Below are 15,901 nucleotides of genomic sequence, written 5' to 3'. Positions count from 1 at the left end.
AAAGCTCCGTATTTTCGTCTATCTACAGCCCAAAACGTCGGTTTGCCGAGAGGTTCACAAGTCACGAAAAAAGCATGAGAAACACTAAAATACGAATGTATTCAGCATGTCTATCGGCTAATTGATGAAAAAGAAACCAGCTGATAAAACTTTTCGCCCATCACTGTTGAGCGCACCATCAATGTGCTACACGCAAAGCCACAATTTAACAGGATAAAACTCCACAATGAAACTAGGGATTGAAAGTTAAGTCTGGACAGATGAGTTTTTACCATGGGTTATGCTAGCATAGTCACATTAAGTTCATATGGCGTCAGATATAATACGCTCCGTTAGTTGGTTAACGTTTTATAAGGGAAGAGCTAATGCGCATGTTTAAGCGCTATTCTCCAAAGCTAGTAGCAAAGCACATTACACGTTTGTTTAGCGGACGTATCTACATTCATGGAAGAGGTGGGTACGAATTTGACCAAGGCTTTTTAGTGGTGCCAGATAAACCAGAACAACGCCACTTCAAAACGGTCAACGAAGTAAACACAGAGATCCGACGTATTCGCGTGTTGGATTAAAAAAAGCCCCTCTCGGGGCTTTTTTGATCTTCGCTTACGAATTTAAGACACTGTTAGTCGTCATCGGCGACGCTATCAAGATAACTGTCTGCATCAAGCAGATCACTCACCTCTTCTTCATCGCTCGCTTTGATTTGAAACAACCAGCCGTCCCCATAAGGATCGCTGTTCACTAGCTCAGGACTACCATCTAACTCTTCATTGATCGCCACAATTTGGCCACCAATCGGCGCGTAGATATCCGATGCAGCCTTCACTGACTCAGCCACAGCGCAATCATCTCCCGCATCAACATCGTCTTCAATATCAGGAAGATCGACGAACACCATATCCCCTAGCAAGGACTGGGCGTGATCGGTAATGCCAACGGTATAAATGCCACCACCCTCGGGACGCACCCACTCGTGGCTATCGGTATATTTCAATTCAGCAGGAACTTGACTCATTCTGGAACTTCCTTTTGCCGTCTCGTCTCAGGACACAAAGGAGGATGGCTTGTCGCCATCCCCACAGTAACTTAGACTTACTTTAGAAGGGAGTTTAGTGACCTGCAAACAAACTTTTCAGGAAGGCGAAACATCACAAATTTATTGCGCCATTTGGGGTACAAGCGCATGTCTACCCAAGGCTTTTTTCATCAATGTCGATTTGACGCCTGGCAACGTTGCCGCAGCAACAATCCCCAGGTTTCGAGTAAATCGTTTCACTGGATGACTGCCCGCAAAGAGTTGTTTAAACCCTTCCATCGCCGCAATCATGTGCGCAGCATCAGACTTACGCCAACGTTCAAATTGACGCAATGCCTTTTCATCGCCAATATCCCCCCCATCAGCGAGAATAGCCTGCAAGGTCTCCGCCAACGCAGCTGCATCCATCAGACCAAGGTTCACACCTTGCCCAGCCAGTGGATGGATGGTGTGGGCAGCATCACCTATTAACACACAGCGTCCACGGACGAAATCTCTCGCATAGCGCATCTTCAATGGCACACTAAAACGTTCTCCTTCGAGCTCACACAATCCAAGTTGGTTATCAAAAGCAACCGTCAACGACTGATTAAACGCCGTAGGATCCATTGCCATCAAGGCTTCAGCCTCATTCGGCGGCAAAGACCAAACAATTGAACACAAATTTGGCTCGTCTAAAGGTAGGAAAGCGAGAGGCCCTTGAGGGCAAAAGATCTGCCGTGCTGTCGCATCATGCGGCTCAGCAGTACGAATGTTGGCGACCAAAGCGTGATGGCCGTAGTCCCAGCTCGTCAAGGGAATTTGCTGTTGCTGACGCACCCAAGAATTCGCGCCGTCCGCGCCGACAACCAGTTTTGCTGTCATTTGACGACCATCTTCAAGGGTAATGAAGCTCTCTCGACTCCCCATTGCCATCGACTGACAACGCGCAGGTGCAATCAATGTAACATTCTCTTGCTGCTCAACCTGTTCCCACAATGCCAACTGGATAACGCGATTTTCAACAATATGCCCGAGGTCGGGTTCACCCAATTGATTGGCAGAAAAATCGATTTTACCAAAGCCATCTTTATCCCAGACCAACATATGCTGGTACGCTGCCGCACGGCGATGACAGATGCCTTGCCACGCCCCAATACAGTCCAGAAAACGCTGGCTTGCTCGATTCAATGCGGACACACGGACATCCGGTAATGCCGCGAGGCTAGCCTCAGGCACTTTACCTTCAATAATGGCAATCTCAAGGTCACTGTTTTTCAATGATGCCGCGAGTGCGAGGCCAACCATGCCGCCGCCAACAATGACAATATCTACTTGTTGAATCATAGTTACTCTACCTGATCCCCATAGTGTGCTTCACTAAAGGGGACTGTAATGCTCGACACTGCCCCATCGCCATCAAACCTAGGTTTCGACCGGCCACTAGCGGCAATGCGCAATTGGAAAAGAGGGCAACAAGGCCACTGGTTAACGCAATCGTCGCTTGACGATCTGCTTGGCGATTGGCCTGATATTGCTGAAGAACATGAGGCGCGCCAGGATCATCGCTAGCTGAAATCTGTGCCACCAACTCCGCAACGTCTCTTAAGCCAAGATTAAAGCCTTGCCCCGCAATCGGGTGCAACGACTGAGCGGCATTGCCAATGACCACCGCACGATGTGCGATGACTGATTGACGTTGACGCAATAGCAGCGGATAGCAGTCACGCTTACCCACTTGCGTCAACGCGCCTAATCGCCACCCAAATGCACGCTGAAGTGCCGCAAGAAACGCGCCGTCATCCAGTGCTGCCATTTGCGCAGCCTGTTCTGGTCGTAAGCACCAAACTAACGAACTGCGCCCTTCACGCATCGGCAGCATCGCCAGAGGGCCATTCTCAGTAAATCGCTCAAACGCGCGACCGCCATGGGGCTCTGCTGTGGTGACATTCGCTATTAAAGCAACCTGCTCGAAATCATGGGCATGCTGAGTTAATTTCAGTTGGTTTGATAAGGAAGAGTGCCCCCCATCGGCAGCCACCACCAAACGTGCATGACACAACGCCCCACTCGATAACGTCAGCTGGTACCCCGTATCGTTGGCAGACATCGACGCAATGACGTCAGGACAATAGAAAGTGATCGCCGCGTGACTTTTTAATTGCTGTTGATAGTACTGACCAACATTTGCCAGCTCTACCACATGTCCTAGCGCATCGACACCTTGCTCATCCGCATCGATACGCGTGATACCAGCATGGCCGCGATCAGAGACGTGAATATGCCGAATGGGCTCTGCTTGAGCTTGTAAGCCATCCCACAATCCCCATTGCTTAAGGGTTTGAACTGAGCCACTTGCCAGTGCAATACTGCGCGCGTCATACCCCGGATGAGCTTGCTGCTCACCATCCACAGCTTCTACCACTGCAATCGCTAGTGCAGGGTTTTGCTTCGCCAATGCCAGCGCAAGGGTTGCACCTGCCATTGCGCCCCCTGCGATAACCACATCAAACGATTTCACTCACGTCTCCTTGTGGATCAGTTTTATCAATGTAAGGTAGGTTTACTCTGTTCTTCTTCCGGGCGTTCACCCAGTTCAGCAAAACAGGTCATCGCACACATACGAACATGCTCGATCACTTGCTCGAACAACTGCGCTTGCTCCTGCATGTCATCATCTTCATCAATACCCAACTGGGCAATGTCTTGAAGATCAGCCAGCACCTCATTCACTTCGTTTGATAGTGATTTCGACTTAAGATCCATGAGCCCGATACCGGAAAGAAACGCATTGATCCACTCACCAAGACATTCCGCACGATCGATAAGATCTGCATCGTCATCTGGCAATAATAATGTAAAAGCGAGATCATCACCCGTCAGCTCTTGAACAGCCATCTTAAAGATCAATTGCGTGGTTTCAGACGCAGACTCCGACAATGCCTTACCATCATTGACAAAATCCACCACCGCGTTGATATAGCTAAGATCACCGAAACTGTGTCCGCCACTGATCAAACCGACAAGTAAACCTTGCAACTCGGAAGGAGAAACAGGTAAACCGTGTTGCTTCAAACTGTTTTCAATAGCGACAAATTGGGGTAACTGCACTTCACTCATGACAGATTCTCAGTAAATAGGGGATGTAAAACCTTAATGCTACCACTTCCCCCAAATGGGTGCTAACCAGAGTGGCGATGTTTGCGGCAAGCTGGTTAATTCGTGATTAGTCAGCACTGATTCATCACAAACAGAGGGTCAGATGCTTGATTCCTAGGGTGGCATTACCTATAGTCTCACCCAGTCGCTGCAGACAAAGGACGCTAGCAGGAGCAGAAAACAGATGACGACTCAAGCGGTTGAAATTGAAATCATGGGCAAGGCACTACGAGTGAACTGCCCCGAAGGTGAAGAAGAGGCGCTACGTGAAGCTGCCGCTGACTTTGATGGTCGCCTTCAAGCGTTGTCTGATCGCACAAAAATGACGAATACTGAACAGTTACTCATTTTTACAGCCTTGAACATCTGCCATGAACTGCATAATGAGCGTAAAAGTCACCAAACCGTCGATTGGGATATGTCTACCCGCCTCGGCCAACTAGATGACAAGCTCAGCAAGGCGCTGAAGAAGTCTCTCGAGAAATAGTACTGCAGCATAAAGATATCAACTGTTCGGCAGGACGCTGGGCATAAAAAATTACCCTGGGGTGTACGTCAGTGAATTAACGTCCCCGAGCCGATAAGCAAAAAACCAGGATACACTTTGATCAGCTATTGAGCATGCTCAGCACGACTGAGAAGCCTACGGTTGATGTTGTGAATCCACCTTGAACATCTGGTTCAAGGGCCACAATTCGCAACGGCACTCTGGGGTACCCTCTCTTTTCCAAAGACCGAGCATGGAAGATCCTGATGTCAGGCCAATCAGTCCGCCACACACTTCGCCAACAGATTCGTCAACGTCGACAAGCAATACCGCTTCAAGCGCAGCAAAACGCCGCAAACGCGCTTTTGCAGCGGGCAAAAGCGACGCATGTATTTAGTGACGCAAAACATATTGCCCTCTATCTCGTCAATGATGGTGAGATCGATCCAATGCCCTTAATAGAATGGCTATGGCAACAAGGTAAGTCGGTCTATTTGCCCGTCGTGCACCCCTTTAGTAAGGGGCATTTACTCTTCCTTCACTTCGATCTCAACACGCCACTGGTAGACAATCGTTTTGGCATTCCAGAGCCACAACTCAATGTGCTCCACGTCAAACCGGCACAGCAGTTAGATCTCATCTGCACACCACTTGTTGCGTTCGATGATCGAGGACATCGGCTGGGAATGGGGGGAGGCTTTTATGACCGCACCCTTGCTGCATTACCCAGCACGGCGAAGCCGCAAGTCATCGGGTTAGCTCATGACTGCCAGCAGGTAGAAAAATTACCAGAAGAGAGTTGGGATGTGCCGCTCCCTGCCATTTTGACACCTGCTAAATATTGGCAGTGGGATCATCACTGACCTCGCCCTCCTCTTTCGCCCGGCTCACTTCACGAATTCGTGCAAGATCACTGACACGTCGCTATCTGGTCGATATTTGCAATGAATAGGGCTGGCGAAAACGTTTCACTCCGTTATAATCGCGCACACTAACTCTGGTGGTCTGCCAAACGAAGGTGATAGAAATGACGCAAGACGAAATGAAGAAAGCAGCAGGTTGGGCTGCGTTAGAGTATGTCCAACCTGGAAGCATTGTGGGTGTAGGTACTGGCTCGACAGTGAACCACTTCATCGATGCACTGGCAACAAAGAAAGATGAAATCAAAGGTGCAGTATCGAGCTCTGAAGCGTCAACTGAACGCCTAAAAGAGCTGGGCATTGAAATCTTTGATGCTAACGAAGTCAGTAGCCTCGATGTTTACGTTGACGGTGCAGACGAAATCAACGCAACATTTGACATGATTAAAGGCGGCGGTGCAGCACTGACGCGTGAAAAGATTGTCGCTGCAATCTCAAAGTCTTTCATCTGTATTGTCGACAACACAAAAGAAGTCGACGTATTGGGTAAGTTCCCGCTTCCAGTTGAAGTCATTCCAATGGCACGCTCTTACGTTGCACGTGAGCTGGTGAAGCTAGGTGGTGACCCGGTTTACCGTGAAGGTGTCGTGACAGACAACGGGAATATCATTCTTGATGTTCACAACATGCAAATTACTGATGCCAAAGCACTTGAAACGCAAATCAATGCAATCGTTGGCGTTGTCACCAACGGGCTATTTGCCGATCGTGGTGCCGATGTTCTACTGATTGGCGCACCTGATGGTGTTATCAAAAAGTCAAAATAACTCAGAGACTTAAGATGCACCCAGTTGCATCTTCTGAAAGTTTTCTACCAAAAACGGCGTAAAAACGCCGTTTTTTTCTTATCTATTCCGTAAAATTCTTACCATATTTGCACAAACTTTGTTATTTTGTGTGAACGCAATCGTTAACGTCACTACTCTTCTGCATAAATATGTTGCAGAGATCACTCCCCGACAAAGAGAGCTTGAGTTCGTCGATTGCCCCGCATATGAGCATGTATTTTAAGGACGAAGACCAATGACAAAATTTTCTCTCGATAAAGATAAGATCAAAATTCTCCTACTGGAAGGTGTGCACCCCTCTGCTGTAGAAATTTTCAAGGCCGCTGGATACAGTAATATCGAGTATCACAAAGGCTCCTTATCCGATGAAGAATTAAAGGTAGCTATCTCTGATGCCCATTTTGTCGGTATTCGTTCCCGTACTAACCTTAATGCCAGCGTCTTCGAGCATGCGAAAAAGCTGGTCGCGGTTGGCTGTTTCTGTATTGGTACCAACCAAGTGGATCTGCAAGCAGCAATGGCACGCGGTATTCCGGTCTTCAACGCTCCATTCTCTAACACCCGATCTGTGGCTGAACTTGTATTGGGTGAAATCATCCTATTACTACGCGGTATTCCAGAAAAGAATGCCATGGCACACCGTGGTGGTTGGTTAAAATCGGCGGATCACTCTTTTGAAGCCCGTGGTAAAAACCTCGGCATTATTGGTTATGGTCACATTGGTACCCAGCTCGGTATTTTGGCTGAAAACCTCGGTATGCGCGTGTACTTCTACGACATCGAGAACAAGTTATCACTCGGTAACGCAACCCAAGTCTTCTCAATGAGCGAGCTGCTTAACAAATGTGACGTCATTTCTTTGCACGTCCCTGAAACCGCAGGCACTCAAGACATGATGGGTGCAGAAGAGTTTGCTCGTATGAAGCCGGGCTCCGTCTTTATCAACGCTGCCCGTGGTACTGTCGTCGACATTGACGCTTTGTGCGGTGCACTTGAAAGCAAACACATTGCTGGCGCCGCTATCGATGTATTCCCTGTTGAGCCAAAGACCAACAAAGAAGCCTTCGAATCACCACTCACTCAGTTTGACAATGTCATTCTCACCCCGCACGTGGGTGGTTCAACCCAAGAAGCACAACAAAATATCGGCCTAGAAGTGGCTGGTAAACTGGTGAAATACTCAGACAATGGTTCGACACTTTCTGCTGTCAACGTACCAGAAGTGTCACTACCTGAGCATAAAGATACCTCTCGTCTGCTCCATATTCACGAGAACAAACCTGGTATCCTAAATCAAATTACCACCATTTTCGCCGAAGAAGGCATCAACATCGCTGCACAATACCTACAAACTGGTCCTGAAGTCGGTTATGTGGTGATTGATGTGGAAACCGAGCGTAGTCAAGAAGCACTGGATAAGTTGAAGGCCATCGACGGCACTATCCGCGCTCGTATTCTCCACTAAGCATGCGGAGAGAAAGACTCAAAAGGCTTGCCTCTGGCAAGCCTTTTTTCTATGCCTAACCGAAATAGGACAACATCAAGTCGCACGACAACTCGTTTACCTCAACCACCTTATTTGAGCTTAAAGGTCACAGAAATCGTATCCTGTGTCGTAATCTTGGTATCCTGATAGCTTCCGCTATCTGCCATGGCTTCATAAGCGACGCCACGTGTCATTGGCACTGGATTACTCGAGTGGTAATTGATTTGCCAAACCCCTTCAACCGTCATATTAAAACCTTTCGCGATCTCTTCCGCTTTAAGTTGCGCATCGGCTATCGCCAGTTGGCGAGCCTGCTTTTGATAGACGGCTTCATTGCTGACTTTCATTTGAATATGGTTGATCGCATCAACCCCGTCTCCGAGCGCGGCATTGAGCAGCGGGTTAAGCTGCTCTAGATCCGCCACTTGTACCGTCACCATACGACTTGCGAAAAAGCCAACTTGCTCTCGCTGGCGGTCTTCACCATAGCGATACTCTGGATAAAGGGAAATATTTGCACTTTCAATCGCCTCACGCTCGATCCCCGCTTTCATCAGTCGATCGATAAAGGCATTCACCGTTTGATCGGCTTGTTGCTTTGCCTCTGTCGCCGTTCTCGCTGACTTTCGAACCTCCACACTAAACGAAGCACTGTCAGGCACCATAGCCACTTCACCGTAACCCTGCACCTGGAGATGAGGGAAGCTCGGCTCAGCAACCGTCGTCAATGGTGAAAGCAGTAATGCGCTCGCGAGTAACAACCCTTTTTTCATCTGTTTCTCCTTTTTCCTATTTAGGAACGATCTGTGAACACGAGAGCATACTTAATACACGCCCTCATCAAATCCGCGCTGGGGCAGTGATCGCGCTGCGTCGAGCAAGCATGCTGTCATTTCAGCAACGATCCCCTGCTGTAGGCTCCATCGGTGCCAATAAAGGTGACGACAAAACCCATGTCCGGGGAGCAAATCCACCAGCTCACCAGATGCTAGCTCCCTCTCGATCATCACTTCTGGGATCATCCCGTAGCCAAGATCCAGCGTTGCCATAGTGATAAACGCCTCTGGCGAACGCAGTGTGTGGCAACGCCAATCACCTTGTTGAATATCAAAGTGGTGCGCCAAAAATGCTTGGTGCATTTCGTCATATTGGTCAAACACGATGCCAGGAGCATGACGAATAGCTTCGCTGGTTAACCCGTAGGGAAAGTAACGCGCGACAAAAGAGGGGCTCGCCACACAGCGGTAGGGAAGTTGCCCTAGATAATCAACGCTACACCCCGTGATAGGTTGAGGCTCAACACTGATAGCCGCGATCACCTCACCACGACGTAACTTATCTAAGGTATTTTTTTCATCAGCAAGTTCAATATTAAGTGCAACTTCGTGGCGAGTCAGTAAGGGTTGCAACGCTGGCAGCAACCAAATTGCCAGACTATCGTGATTACTGGCAATCGACAGATCAGTGACCTGACGACCTTCTTTGGGCCACCACTCTCGCTCTAGTAGTTTCACCTGTTGGTAAAGTCCCAGTAAGCGTTGCCCCGCATCGGTCGCGGCGGGAGGACTACTGCGAATCAGCAAAGGCTCCCCTGCCGCTTGCTCCAATTGCTTAATTCGTTGAGAAATCGCCGATTGTGTGACGAATAACCGCTGTGCCGCTAACTCAAATCCACCCGTCGCCAGTACCGCTTCTAACGCCGCAACCGCCTTATAATCAATATGACTCATCGCACACCATCTCTCCTTATCGCATAGTCAAAACATTAGCACTGTTAATGTGCTATTAAAATAATTAGCTTCACTAATCAATCACCAAAATCTAAGCTAGCGGAACATAACGCAACGGCAGGAAGGACGATGAATATTTGGGTTTTACTGCAAGGGTTTGGACTAGGTGCCAGTATGATAATTCCGATTGGCGCACAGAATGCTTTTGTCATTAACCAGGGTATTAAGCGACAACATCACCTTTCGGTAGCTGCAATCTGCAGTGTCTGCGATATCCTCTTTATCAGTGCTGGTGTATTTGGTGGAGGAGCGCTACTCGCCGCAAACCCCACATTACTCAGTGTCATTACCTTGGGCGGTATCGCTTTCCTCACCTTGTATGGTTTTGCTTCTCTTCGACGCGCTTGGCACACGCAAAGCAATCACATCGAAACGGATAGCCGTAAGATGACGTTTCGAATGGTCATTAGCGCTGCATTCGCGGTCACCGTACTCAATCCCCATGTCTATCTCGATACCGTAGTAGTGCTTGGTTCCATTGGCGGGAAATATGCCTATGACGACCGCATCGCCTTCGCGCTTGGTACCATGCTCGCCTCTCTCACATGGTTCTTTGGAATCTCAATACTTGCCGCACGGATGGCCAACGTGTTGAGTCGGCCACGTGTTCAGCAGGGCATTGACATTGTGATTGGCTTCGTAATGCTGGCTATCGCCTTCCAGCTCGCGAAGACCTTAGTTCACATCGATGGGGTTTGAGGTGGTGCAATGATCCACTTCACCGCTACTCGACGATTCTTACTCCGCCCAGCAGCATCTTGATTTGTCATCACTGGCACATTTTCACCAAAGCTCTCAATCTGCAACCGCTGTGAATCAACGCCATTGAGGAGTAGGAAGGCTTGCACAGACTTGGCTCTTGCCATGCCCAAATCAAGGTTATAAGCGTTGCTTCCAATACTATCCGTGTGGCCACTGACAGTGAGCATTTCCGCATCACGTAACAGCGCCATCCGCGCCATCAAGGTCTGCTTGGCTCTTGGGGTAAGGTGCGCCTTGTCAAAATCAAAGTAAACATAGACGACTTGGCTACCATCATCGTTGGTCTCAACGTACATTTCACTGTGTGCCAACACGACCCGGGCACAATGCTCTCCGACTCCTGCGGCAGCAAGCTCTTCGAGTAGGTAACTGTGCCATGCCGATAAAGGGATGTCAGACTCACGCAGCAACACATGACCATCATTCACCACCACTTGACGCAACGACGTCGCTTTCAAACTCACACGATGACTCTGTTGCCCCACTTGGCAATCAAAGTCTATCTGCGCAGCTTGAACAGAAAACGCACTCAGTAGCCCTATGGCAAGGCCGACCCACCAACATTTCGTCATTTGTTTCATGCTCGTTCCTCTGATCGCCTGTTTGGCAGGCAGATCGCTGTCATTGTTTGCCACCAGACTTATTCCACCACATAGTTGCGATAGTAAAGTCGGCCAATTTCCTCAGTGATCAGTTCCAACAACTTGCTATAAACCGCATCCATATCTTCCGCTGTGTAGACATTATCTTCCCCGGCACAATTGGCTAGGTTGGGGTCTGATTCGACATCATAGTCCAGCCCAATCACGGCGATTTTGGCTTGCACCTCTTTACCATAACTGGTCACTTCGGCATTGAGCGTATTGCGGATATTGTCACATAGACCAGCGGCAATGAGCTGCTCCATATGCCACTTCCGATACCAAGGTGAAGGGTCCCAGTCGACACCGTCAGAGAGAATGACAATGAGACGACGCGGATTATCGCCAGTTCGAGCGAGCTGTGCAGCACTGATCAAGCCTTCGAAAGACGCAGTACCGCTGTTTGCCCACATCGCATTCACGGCGCTTTCGAAACTACTCATGTCATCCATCAGGCTGAGGGTTTGATATTGGGTGGTATAACCGATACAACCATCCTTGGTATCCCACATCTGGGCGACGGTTTGATCGTGCTGTACCCAGTCACGGACAGTCCGCTCGGGATCTGAATCTGGATACTGGCTAATAAGGTGAGTTTGATAGCAGGTAGAACCGGGCTTGGTGGTCCAGAAATTAAACGGCACCAGTCCGATGGTATTTTTCTCTTCCGTACGATCGGCCGAATAGCGATGCACTTCATCGGCAACATCCACGATCACCTCTTTTAAGCGGGAAATCTTGGTTTGCCCGTTCCAAGAGTAGTTCATCGACCCGGAGAAGTCTGACACAAAAATCACGTCAACCGCTTCACCTTGGAACTTACGTGCCACGGCTTGGCTTGACACTGACACATTTTCGTTAAAGCCAGCCGGGTTGGTGTCACTTTTCGGAAACCAACTGGTGTGGGTTGTGGTTATCGACACTTCATATTCATTGAAGCGATAGCCTTTTTCATCATACACCCCCGGTGTTCCGCACCCGGCGATCTCTTCACAATCGCGCCGAGTAATATCAATATTGACGCTGTCTTGCGCATCCGGCACTAACGCTTGCACAAATTGCTTCACTATCGCTTCGTTAGTATCTATGTCCTCGCTGTTATGTGCAGCCAGCGCTAACCCTGCCACCTCTGCAACATCGGAAATTCTCGCCTGAGTTTGTAGGTATCGACTACCTTCAATACTCAACGCCATCACGCCAAATAACGCCGGTACCAGCATGACAAACAAAATTGCCGCCGTACCTCGCTCACGGGAAGGCAAACTAACCATCCATGCCTCCTAACGACCAATCATGATGGAGTAAGAGCGAACCAGTCCATAGTTCTCATCCATCAATTCTCCAAACCAGTTTTTCCCCTGATAGCAAATAGTGACCATGTACAAGGTGGCACGACGGTCGAAAGTCGTCACCACAGATAAGCTTTCTCGCTGTCTCAGACTAACCGCGGGCTGGCAGGCTAATGTGCCACGACTAAACAGGTGCACGCCCACTTGTGGTTCAATCGGATCATCATCTTCAGTGAACTTTTGTTGCTCCACATACATGCCAAGCTGGGTCGCATCAAAGCCACCCACTGTGCGACCCAGTGACTGCAACAAGACATCATAAAGCTCATCGACCTGATCGCTATCCAACACATCACCCGCGTTATAGAGTTGCGTTCGCTCTTTGAGGATATTCACCATGGAATAAGACATCCGATCGAGCTTCCCTTTCAGTGACTGATTGAGCACCACATCGGTTGTAAACGCCAACACAAACACCATCACACTGGCGACCAGTGCCATCTCAACCGCAAAAGCGCCTTTTTGCCGAGAACGTCTACTGCTTAAATTCACTGCGCTCATACTCCTGAATTACGATGACTTCACGGGCCAATCCAATGTCACTCGAGAGATCAAACAGCAAGTTAAAAACAGGGTTGTAGGTGTACTCCAAGGTATAGATGGCCAGCGACGAGTTCTTCGCTTCGCCCACTTCATTACAGTCACCGCCCTCACCTTGTTCACAAGGAACAGCAAGGTCGCTGACACTATTGTAGTAACGCGTCGTCATTGACAGGTTATCAATATTGATAAAGTTCCCCCATAAGGAGTTATCTGCTTGAACGACCGCAGTAAATTTCGCTTTGTAATCCTCTTCCTCTGCGTTCTTTGCATCTCGACTCGCTTCAGTAATCGCAAGATCAACAACAGAGGAGACATACCCCATGTAACTCACTTCAACCCAAAACAGAAACATCAACAGAAAGCCGAAAATGCCCAGAGCAAACTCAATGGACACCACACCTCGACTGCGTTTTACACCACGACTACTCTTGGCCATCACCGTCACTCCTCGGCTGACTGGTTGCCAATGCTTGATACAAGTCGATCACCGCAAATTCTTCTCTGTCACTCCCCACGAGGGCACGAAAGTCATCGTATCGCCCTAATTTAGCCATCGCCAACAACATGTTAGCGCGAATCCGGTCGTCTCCTAACCCATTACTCCAAAGCGGCAAAAGACGATTCAACGCTGATTCATAGTCTTGTTGATAAATGTCCAGCACTGCCAAATTGTTCTTGATAGTGACATCATCAAATAGCAAGGCTCTGGCCTGATTAAACGCCGAGCGGGCATCATCAAACCGTCCCTGCTCTGCATCCAACACTCCTAAAAAGTTGTGGGCTTCCGCCATCGCTTCTTCACGCACAATCGCTTCCAAAATGGCATGCCGGGCCTTTAAGTACTCCCCTTGCATCGCTAATGCACGTCCATAGAGGTAATACCCTGTGGCAGACAAACGCTCTTCTTCAATCAAAGGCTGCATGTAGAAAAGCGCTGATTCTGCATCATCAATACCTAAGTATGCTTCTGCGAGTTTATAACGTTCTCGCGGCCCATCCTGTTTCGCCAATTCCGCTTTGTAGAAATCGACTAAGCCTTGCGGATCATTGGTGGTTTTTAAAATCGCTTCATTTTTCTCAATATCCACTTCGCTGTGATTGGCGGTGGTATTGCATCCCACCAACACCGCCATCAGCCATAAGCACGCAAACGCTTTTTTCATCCCATCATCCTCATTACTCCGGGCGCCGCGATCAACACTACAATTGGAAACATGATGAACAGGATCAACGGCACAGACATCTTTGATGACAACTTACCGACGTTTTCTTCCAACTGAAGGATCTGCACTTCTCGAATATCCTTCGCCAAGGTCGTCAGCACGCCATAAACCGAACTGCCGTACTGCAAGCTCTGCGTCAGTGTAAAGACAAAACTACGCATCTCATTCGATGGCACGCGGTGAAGCAACTCGTCAAGGGCGCGATTCAAGCCCACCACTCGGGCGCGATCATCCGTGGTCTTGAGTAGATGAGAAAGATCGCGATCGAAGTCCTTCATCTCGATGGCGATATAAGAGATCGCCGCTTCAATTGTCATCCCCGTTTGCACACACACGGCCATCAGATCGAGTAGATAGGGTAATTGGTTGGAAATACGGCGCGTGAGCTTGTTCTTGCGCGACTCCAAGACCATGTCAGGCAGCACAATCACAATCACCAAACCCAATGCGACAAACATCACTTGCTGAGAGAAGTCCTCTAACCCGACAAAGGTTGGGAAAATGAACCCAAACACAAAAAGTAGAATGGAGGAGATGATCTTGGCAGGCAGATAGAACCACGCATACGTTCCTTCGTAGTACCCCGCTTTAATGAACTTTTCTTTGATCTCTTTACTGCGGTAACTAAAGTAACGTTGCAGCCCTTGCTGAATACGCGCGTGCCAAGGCTGCTTGTTTTGGCTCTGCATTTCAAAATGCTTTAACCATTCGTGGGCACTACTGCGACGAATTAATACCGCCAACATGGCCACTAATCCCAACGCGACCAACAACGCAAATCCAATCCGCATCCACTCGTATTGGCTCATTCCGCCGCCCCCCGCATAAGGAGCCAAATCACAAAGATGCCGATCGACTCACTCACTAATACGTAATAGAGAATCGGTCGCCCCGCTTCATGACTCATGATGAAATCGAAATTTTCAGGGCTCATATACTTCATAAACAGGATGAACAAGAAAGGAATCGCCGCGACGATTTTTGCTGACATACGCGCTTCGGATGTCATTGCCGCTTTTTTCTTTTCAATCGCACGGCTATCGAACATGAGACGGTTAAGCCGCATCATGACCTCTTTAAGCTGACCGCCGCGGTTCATATTGGCGCGCAAAGTGATAATGAAGAAATAGAACGGCTGATAAGGAAAGTGCTGACACGCTTTGGCAAAGACTTCATCGGGAGACTCACCAATTTGCAAACGCTCTCCCATGTACTTAAATTCGCGACCCACACTGTTATCGAGCGACTTACCGACAAAGATGATGGCGTGCATCAAACTCTCACCAGCCGTCACCGCCCCCGTCAGTAAATTCAACGCATCGGGGAACTCTTCATTGAATCGCTTACGCTCGCGTTTTTTCAACCATTGCAGTGCCATGTAAGTGGTAATGAACAGCGCGAGTGGTAACACAAAGTACAGTGGAAATTGTCCAAAGCTCTCATTGAGTTTTATCGCGGCGAAAGAGACACCACAAAAAAACAGCGCGATTTTCATCACCGCACCTTCACCAATCTGGCCCAACACTTGGTGAACGTACTCTTTAACACGCTGCTTTAAACTGCGCCCAATCAGGGTGTGGATATCCAAGGCATCCGTGCTGTGCATGCTATCCACTTGTTTCGATTCTATCTGTGCAGTTTTTAGAAAGTCGATCGGTTTGCTTTTGCGACGAAAAGCCATCCATACACCTAAGAGTGCAAGCAGAATAATACCGACAGACAACAACTGCACGCTCAT

General features: G+C 48.8%; 19 protein-coding genes and 1 other RNA gene. 7 read left to right on the top strand and 13 right to left on the bottom strand.

Annotation, left to right across the window (positions count from 1 at the left end; genetic code table 11):
- Window positions 1-365: 365 nt before the first annotated feature.
- Window positions 366-569 carry a DUF1107 domain-containing protein gene (locus TSUB_RS02915; RefSeq protein ID WP_087023820.1) on the top strand — a complete coding sequence of 68 codons (204 nt, stop codon included), beginning with the start codon at window positions 366-368 and terminating at the stop codon, window positions 567-569.
- A gap of 53 nt (window positions 570-622) precedes the next feature.
- Here the strand turns inward: TSUB_RS02915 and gcvH are convergent, their stop codons facing one another.
- The 4 genes from gcvH to TSUB_RS02895 form a co-directional block, all read right to left on the bottom strand.
- A complete protein-coding gene (gene gcvH / locus TSUB_RS02910) occupies window positions 623-1,015 on the bottom strand; it encodes a glycine cleavage system protein GcvH (protein WP_087023822.1) in 393 nt (130 codons plus the stop codon).
- A gap of 141 nt (window positions 1,016-1,156) precedes the next feature.
- Entirely contained in the window at window positions 1,157-2,362 is a 1,206-nt protein-coding gene (locus tag TSUB_RS02905; protein ID WP_087023824.1) for an FAD-dependent 2-octaprenylphenol hydroxylase, read from the bottom strand.
- A 7-nt stretch (window positions 2,363-2,369) separates the two neighbouring features.
- Complete coding sequence (gene ubiH / locus TSUB_RS02900) at window positions 2,370-3,536, bottom strand: 2-octaprenyl-6-methoxyphenyl hydroxylase (RefSeq protein ID WP_087023826.1); 1,167 nt, start codon at window positions 3,534-3,536, stop codon at window positions 2,370-2,372.
- A 26-nt stretch (window positions 3,537-3,562) separates the two neighbouring features.
- Complete coding sequence (locus TSUB_RS02895) at window positions 3,563-4,135, bottom strand: UPF0149 family protein (RefSeq protein ID WP_087023828.1); 573 nt, start codon at window positions 4,133-4,135, stop codon at window positions 3,563-3,565.
- Between the two features lie 223 nt (window positions 4,136-4,358).
- On the opposite strand from TSUB_RS02895, the gene zapA reads away from it, so the two are divergent.
- From zapA to serA, 5 genes are all read left to right on the top strand, one after another.
- On the top strand, window positions 4,359-4,661 hold the full coding sequence (gene zapA / locus TSUB_RS02890) for a cell division protein ZapA (RefSeq protein WP_087023830.1): 303 nt from the start codon (window positions 4,359-4,361) through the stop codon (window positions 4,659-4,661).
- Window positions 4,662-4,711: 50 nt separating this feature from the next.
- Window positions 4,712-4,893: non-coding RNA, 6S RNA (gene ssrS / locus TSUB_RS02885), on the top strand.
- Window positions 4,894-4,927: 34 nt separating this feature from the next.
- Window positions 4,928-5,524: a 5-formyltetrahydrofolate cyclo-ligase gene (locus TSUB_RS02880; RefSeq protein ID WP_087023832.1), complete on the top strand. Its 597-nt coding sequence runs from the start codon at window positions 4,928-4,930 to the stop codon at window positions 5,522-5,524.
- A gap of 164 nt (window positions 5,525-5,688) precedes the next feature.
- Complete coding sequence (gene rpiA, locus TSUB_RS02875; protein ID WP_087023834.1) at window positions 5,689-6,348, top strand: ribose-5-phosphate isomerase RpiA; 660 nt, start codon at window positions 5,689-5,691, stop codon at window positions 6,346-6,348.
- 256 nt (window positions 6,349-6,604) lie between these two features.
- Entirely contained in the window at window positions 6,605-7,834 is a 1,230-nt protein-coding gene (gene serA / locus TSUB_RS02870; RefSeq protein WP_087023836.1) for a phosphoglycerate dehydrogenase, read from the top strand.
- A 110-nt stretch (window positions 7,835-7,944) separates the two neighbouring features.
- Here serA and TSUB_RS02865 read toward each other — a convergent pair whose 3' ends face one another.
- Together TSUB_RS02865 and TSUB_RS02860 are read right to left on the bottom strand one after the other, a co-directional pair.
- Window positions 7,945-8,628 (bottom strand): SIMPL domain-containing protein, encoded by a 684-nt coding sequence (locus TSUB_RS02865; protein WP_087023838.1) that lies wholly within the window; start codon window positions 8,626-8,628, stop codon window positions 7,945-7,947.
- Between the two features lie 51 nt (window positions 8,629-8,679).
- Window positions 8,680-9,585 carry a LysR family transcriptional regulator ArgP gene (locus TSUB_RS02860; RefSeq protein WP_087023840.1) on the bottom strand — a complete coding sequence of 302 codons (906 nt, stop codon included), beginning with the start codon at window positions 9,583-9,585 and terminating at the stop codon, window positions 8,680-8,682.
- A 129-nt stretch (window positions 9,586-9,714) separates the two neighbouring features.
- Here TSUB_RS02860 and TSUB_RS02855 point away from each other — a divergent pair, with 129 nt between their 5' ends.
- On the top strand, window positions 9,715-10,344 hold the full coding sequence (locus TSUB_RS02855) for a LysE/ArgO family amino acid transporter (protein WP_087023842.1): 630 nt from the start codon (window positions 9,715-9,717) through the stop codon (window positions 10,342-10,344).
- On the opposite strand, the gene TSUB_RS02850 is transcribed toward TSUB_RS02855, so the two are convergent.
- Genes TSUB_RS02850 through TSUB_RS02820 form a run of 7 tightly spaced genes read right to left on the bottom strand, consistent with a single transcriptional unit; the run spans window position 10,326 to window position 15,901 of the window.
- A complete protein-coding gene (locus TSUB_RS02850) occupies window positions 10,326-10,988 on the bottom strand; it encodes an OmpA family protein (protein ID WP_087023844.1) in 663 nt (220 codons plus the stop codon). The two genes, TSUB_RS02855 and TSUB_RS02850, sit on opposite strands and share 19 nt — an antisense overlap.
- Before the next feature lie 59 nt (window positions 10,989-11,047).
- Window positions 11,048-12,319 carry a TadE/TadG family type IV pilus assembly protein gene (locus tag TSUB_RS02845; protein ID WP_087023846.1) on the bottom strand — a complete coding sequence of 424 codons (1,272 nt, stop codon included), beginning with the start codon at window positions 12,317-12,319 and terminating at the stop codon, window positions 11,048-11,050.
- A 9-nt stretch (window positions 12,320-12,328) separates the two neighbouring features.
- Complete coding sequence (gene tadF, locus TSUB_RS02840) at window positions 12,329-12,889, bottom strand: tight adherence pilus pseudopilin TadF (RefSeq protein WP_159064974.1); 561 nt, start codon at window positions 12,887-12,889, stop codon at window positions 12,329-12,331.
- The gene (locus tag TSUB_RS02835; RefSeq protein WP_087023849.1) at window positions 12,873-13,376 is read right to left on the bottom strand and encodes a TadE/TadG family type IV pilus assembly protein; all 504 of its coding nucleotides are present in this window, start codon (window positions 13,374-13,376) and stop codon (window positions 12,873-12,875) included. The genes tadF and TSUB_RS02835 overlap by 17 nt, the downstream gene beginning before the upstream one ends.
- Window positions 13,363-14,103 carry a tetratricopeptide repeat protein gene (locus TSUB_RS02830; protein ID WP_087023851.1) on the bottom strand — a complete coding sequence of 247 codons (741 nt, stop codon included), beginning with the start codon at window positions 14,101-14,103 and terminating at the stop codon, window positions 13,363-13,365. Before TSUB_RS02830 ends, TSUB_RS02835 begins: the two co-directional genes overlap by 14 nt.
- Complete coding sequence (locus tag TSUB_RS02825; RefSeq protein ID WP_087023853.1) at window positions 14,100-14,972, bottom strand: type II secretion system F family protein; 873 nt, start codon at window positions 14,970-14,972, stop codon at window positions 14,100-14,102. The genes TSUB_RS02830 and TSUB_RS02825 overlap by 4 nt, the downstream gene beginning before the upstream one ends.
- A complete protein-coding gene (locus tag TSUB_RS02820) occupies window positions 14,969-15,901 on the bottom strand; it encodes a type II secretion system F family protein (RefSeq protein WP_087023855.1) in 933 nt (310 codons plus the stop codon). The genes TSUB_RS02825 and TSUB_RS02820 overlap by 4 nt, the downstream gene beginning before the upstream one ends.

The organism is Thaumasiovibrio subtropicus, assembly GCF_019703835.1.
GTDB lineage: Bacteria > Pseudomonadota > Gammaproteobacteria > Enterobacterales > Vibrionaceae > Thaumasiovibrio > Thaumasiovibrio subtropicus.
The sequence above is the reverse complement of the archived record's forward strand: the minus strand, read 5'-3'. Positions and strand labels throughout refer to the sequence as shown.

Excerpts from the sequence above, each read along its gene's own strand:
- TSUB_RS02915 (WP_087023820.1), top strand. The coding sequence starts at position 366 with ATGCGCATGTTTAAGCGCTATTCTCCAAAGCTAGTAGCAAAGCACATT.
- gcvH (WP_087023822.1), bottom strand. The coding sequence starts at position 1,015 with ATGAGTCAAGTTCCTGCTGAATTGAAATATACCGATAGCCACGAGTGG.
- TSUB_RS02905 (WP_087023824.1), bottom strand. The coding sequence starts at position 2,362 with ATGATTCAACAAGTAGATATTGTCATTGTTGGCGGCGGCATGGTTGGC.
- TSUB_RS02895 (WP_087023828.1), bottom strand. The coding sequence starts at position 4,135 with ATGAGTGAAGTGCAGTTACCCCAATTTGTCGCTATTGAAAACAGTTTG.
- zapA (WP_087023830.1), top strand. The coding sequence starts at position 4,359 with ATGACGACTCAAGCGGTTGAAATTGAAATCATGGGCAAGGCACTACGA.
- TSUB_RS02880 (WP_087023832.1), top strand. The coding sequence starts at position 4,928 with ATGTCAGGCCAATCAGTCCGCCACACACTTCGCCAACAGATTCGTCAA.
- rpiA (WP_087023834.1), top strand. The coding sequence starts at position 5,689 with ATGACGCAAGACGAAATGAAGAAAGCAGCAGGTTGGGCTGCGTTAGAG.
- serA (WP_087023836.1), top strand. The coding sequence starts at position 6,605 with ATGACAAAATTTTCTCTCGATAAAGATAAGATCAAAATTCTCCTACTG.
- TSUB_RS02865 (WP_087023838.1), bottom strand. The coding sequence starts at position 8,628 with ATGAAAAAAGGGTTGTTACTCGCGAGCGCATTACTGCTTTCACCATTG.
- TSUB_RS02860 (WP_087023840.1), bottom strand. The coding sequence starts at position 9,585 with ATGAGTCATATTGATTATAAGGCGGTTGCGGCGTTAGAAGCGGTACTG.
- TSUB_RS02855 (WP_087023842.1), top strand. The coding sequence starts at position 9,715 with ATGAATATTTGGGTTTTACTGCAAGGGTTTGGACTAGGTGCCAGTATG.
- TSUB_RS02850 (WP_087023844.1), bottom strand. The coding sequence starts at position 10,988 with ATGAAACAAATGACGAAATGTTGGTGGGTCGGCCTTGCCATAGGGCTA.
- TSUB_RS02845 (WP_087023846.1), bottom strand. The coding sequence starts at position 12,319 with ATGGTTAGTTTGCCTTCCCGTGAGCGAGGTACGGCGGCAATTTTGTTT.
- TSUB_RS02835 (WP_087023849.1), bottom strand. The coding sequence starts at position 13,376 with ATGGCCAAGAGTAGTCGTGGTGTAAAACGCAGTCGAGGTGTGGTGTCC.
- TSUB_RS02830 (WP_087023851.1), bottom strand. The coding sequence starts at position 14,103 with ATGAAAAAAGCGTTTGCGTGCTTATGGCTGATGGCGGTGTTGGTGGGA.
- TSUB_RS02825 (WP_087023853.1), bottom strand. The coding sequence starts at position 14,972 with ATGAGCCAATACGAGTGGATGCGGATTGGATTTGCGTTGTTGGTCGCG.
- TSUB_RS02820 (WP_087023855.1), bottom strand. The coding sequence starts at position 15,901 with ATGAGCGTGCAGTTGTTGTCTGTCGGTATTATTCTGCTTGCACTCTTA.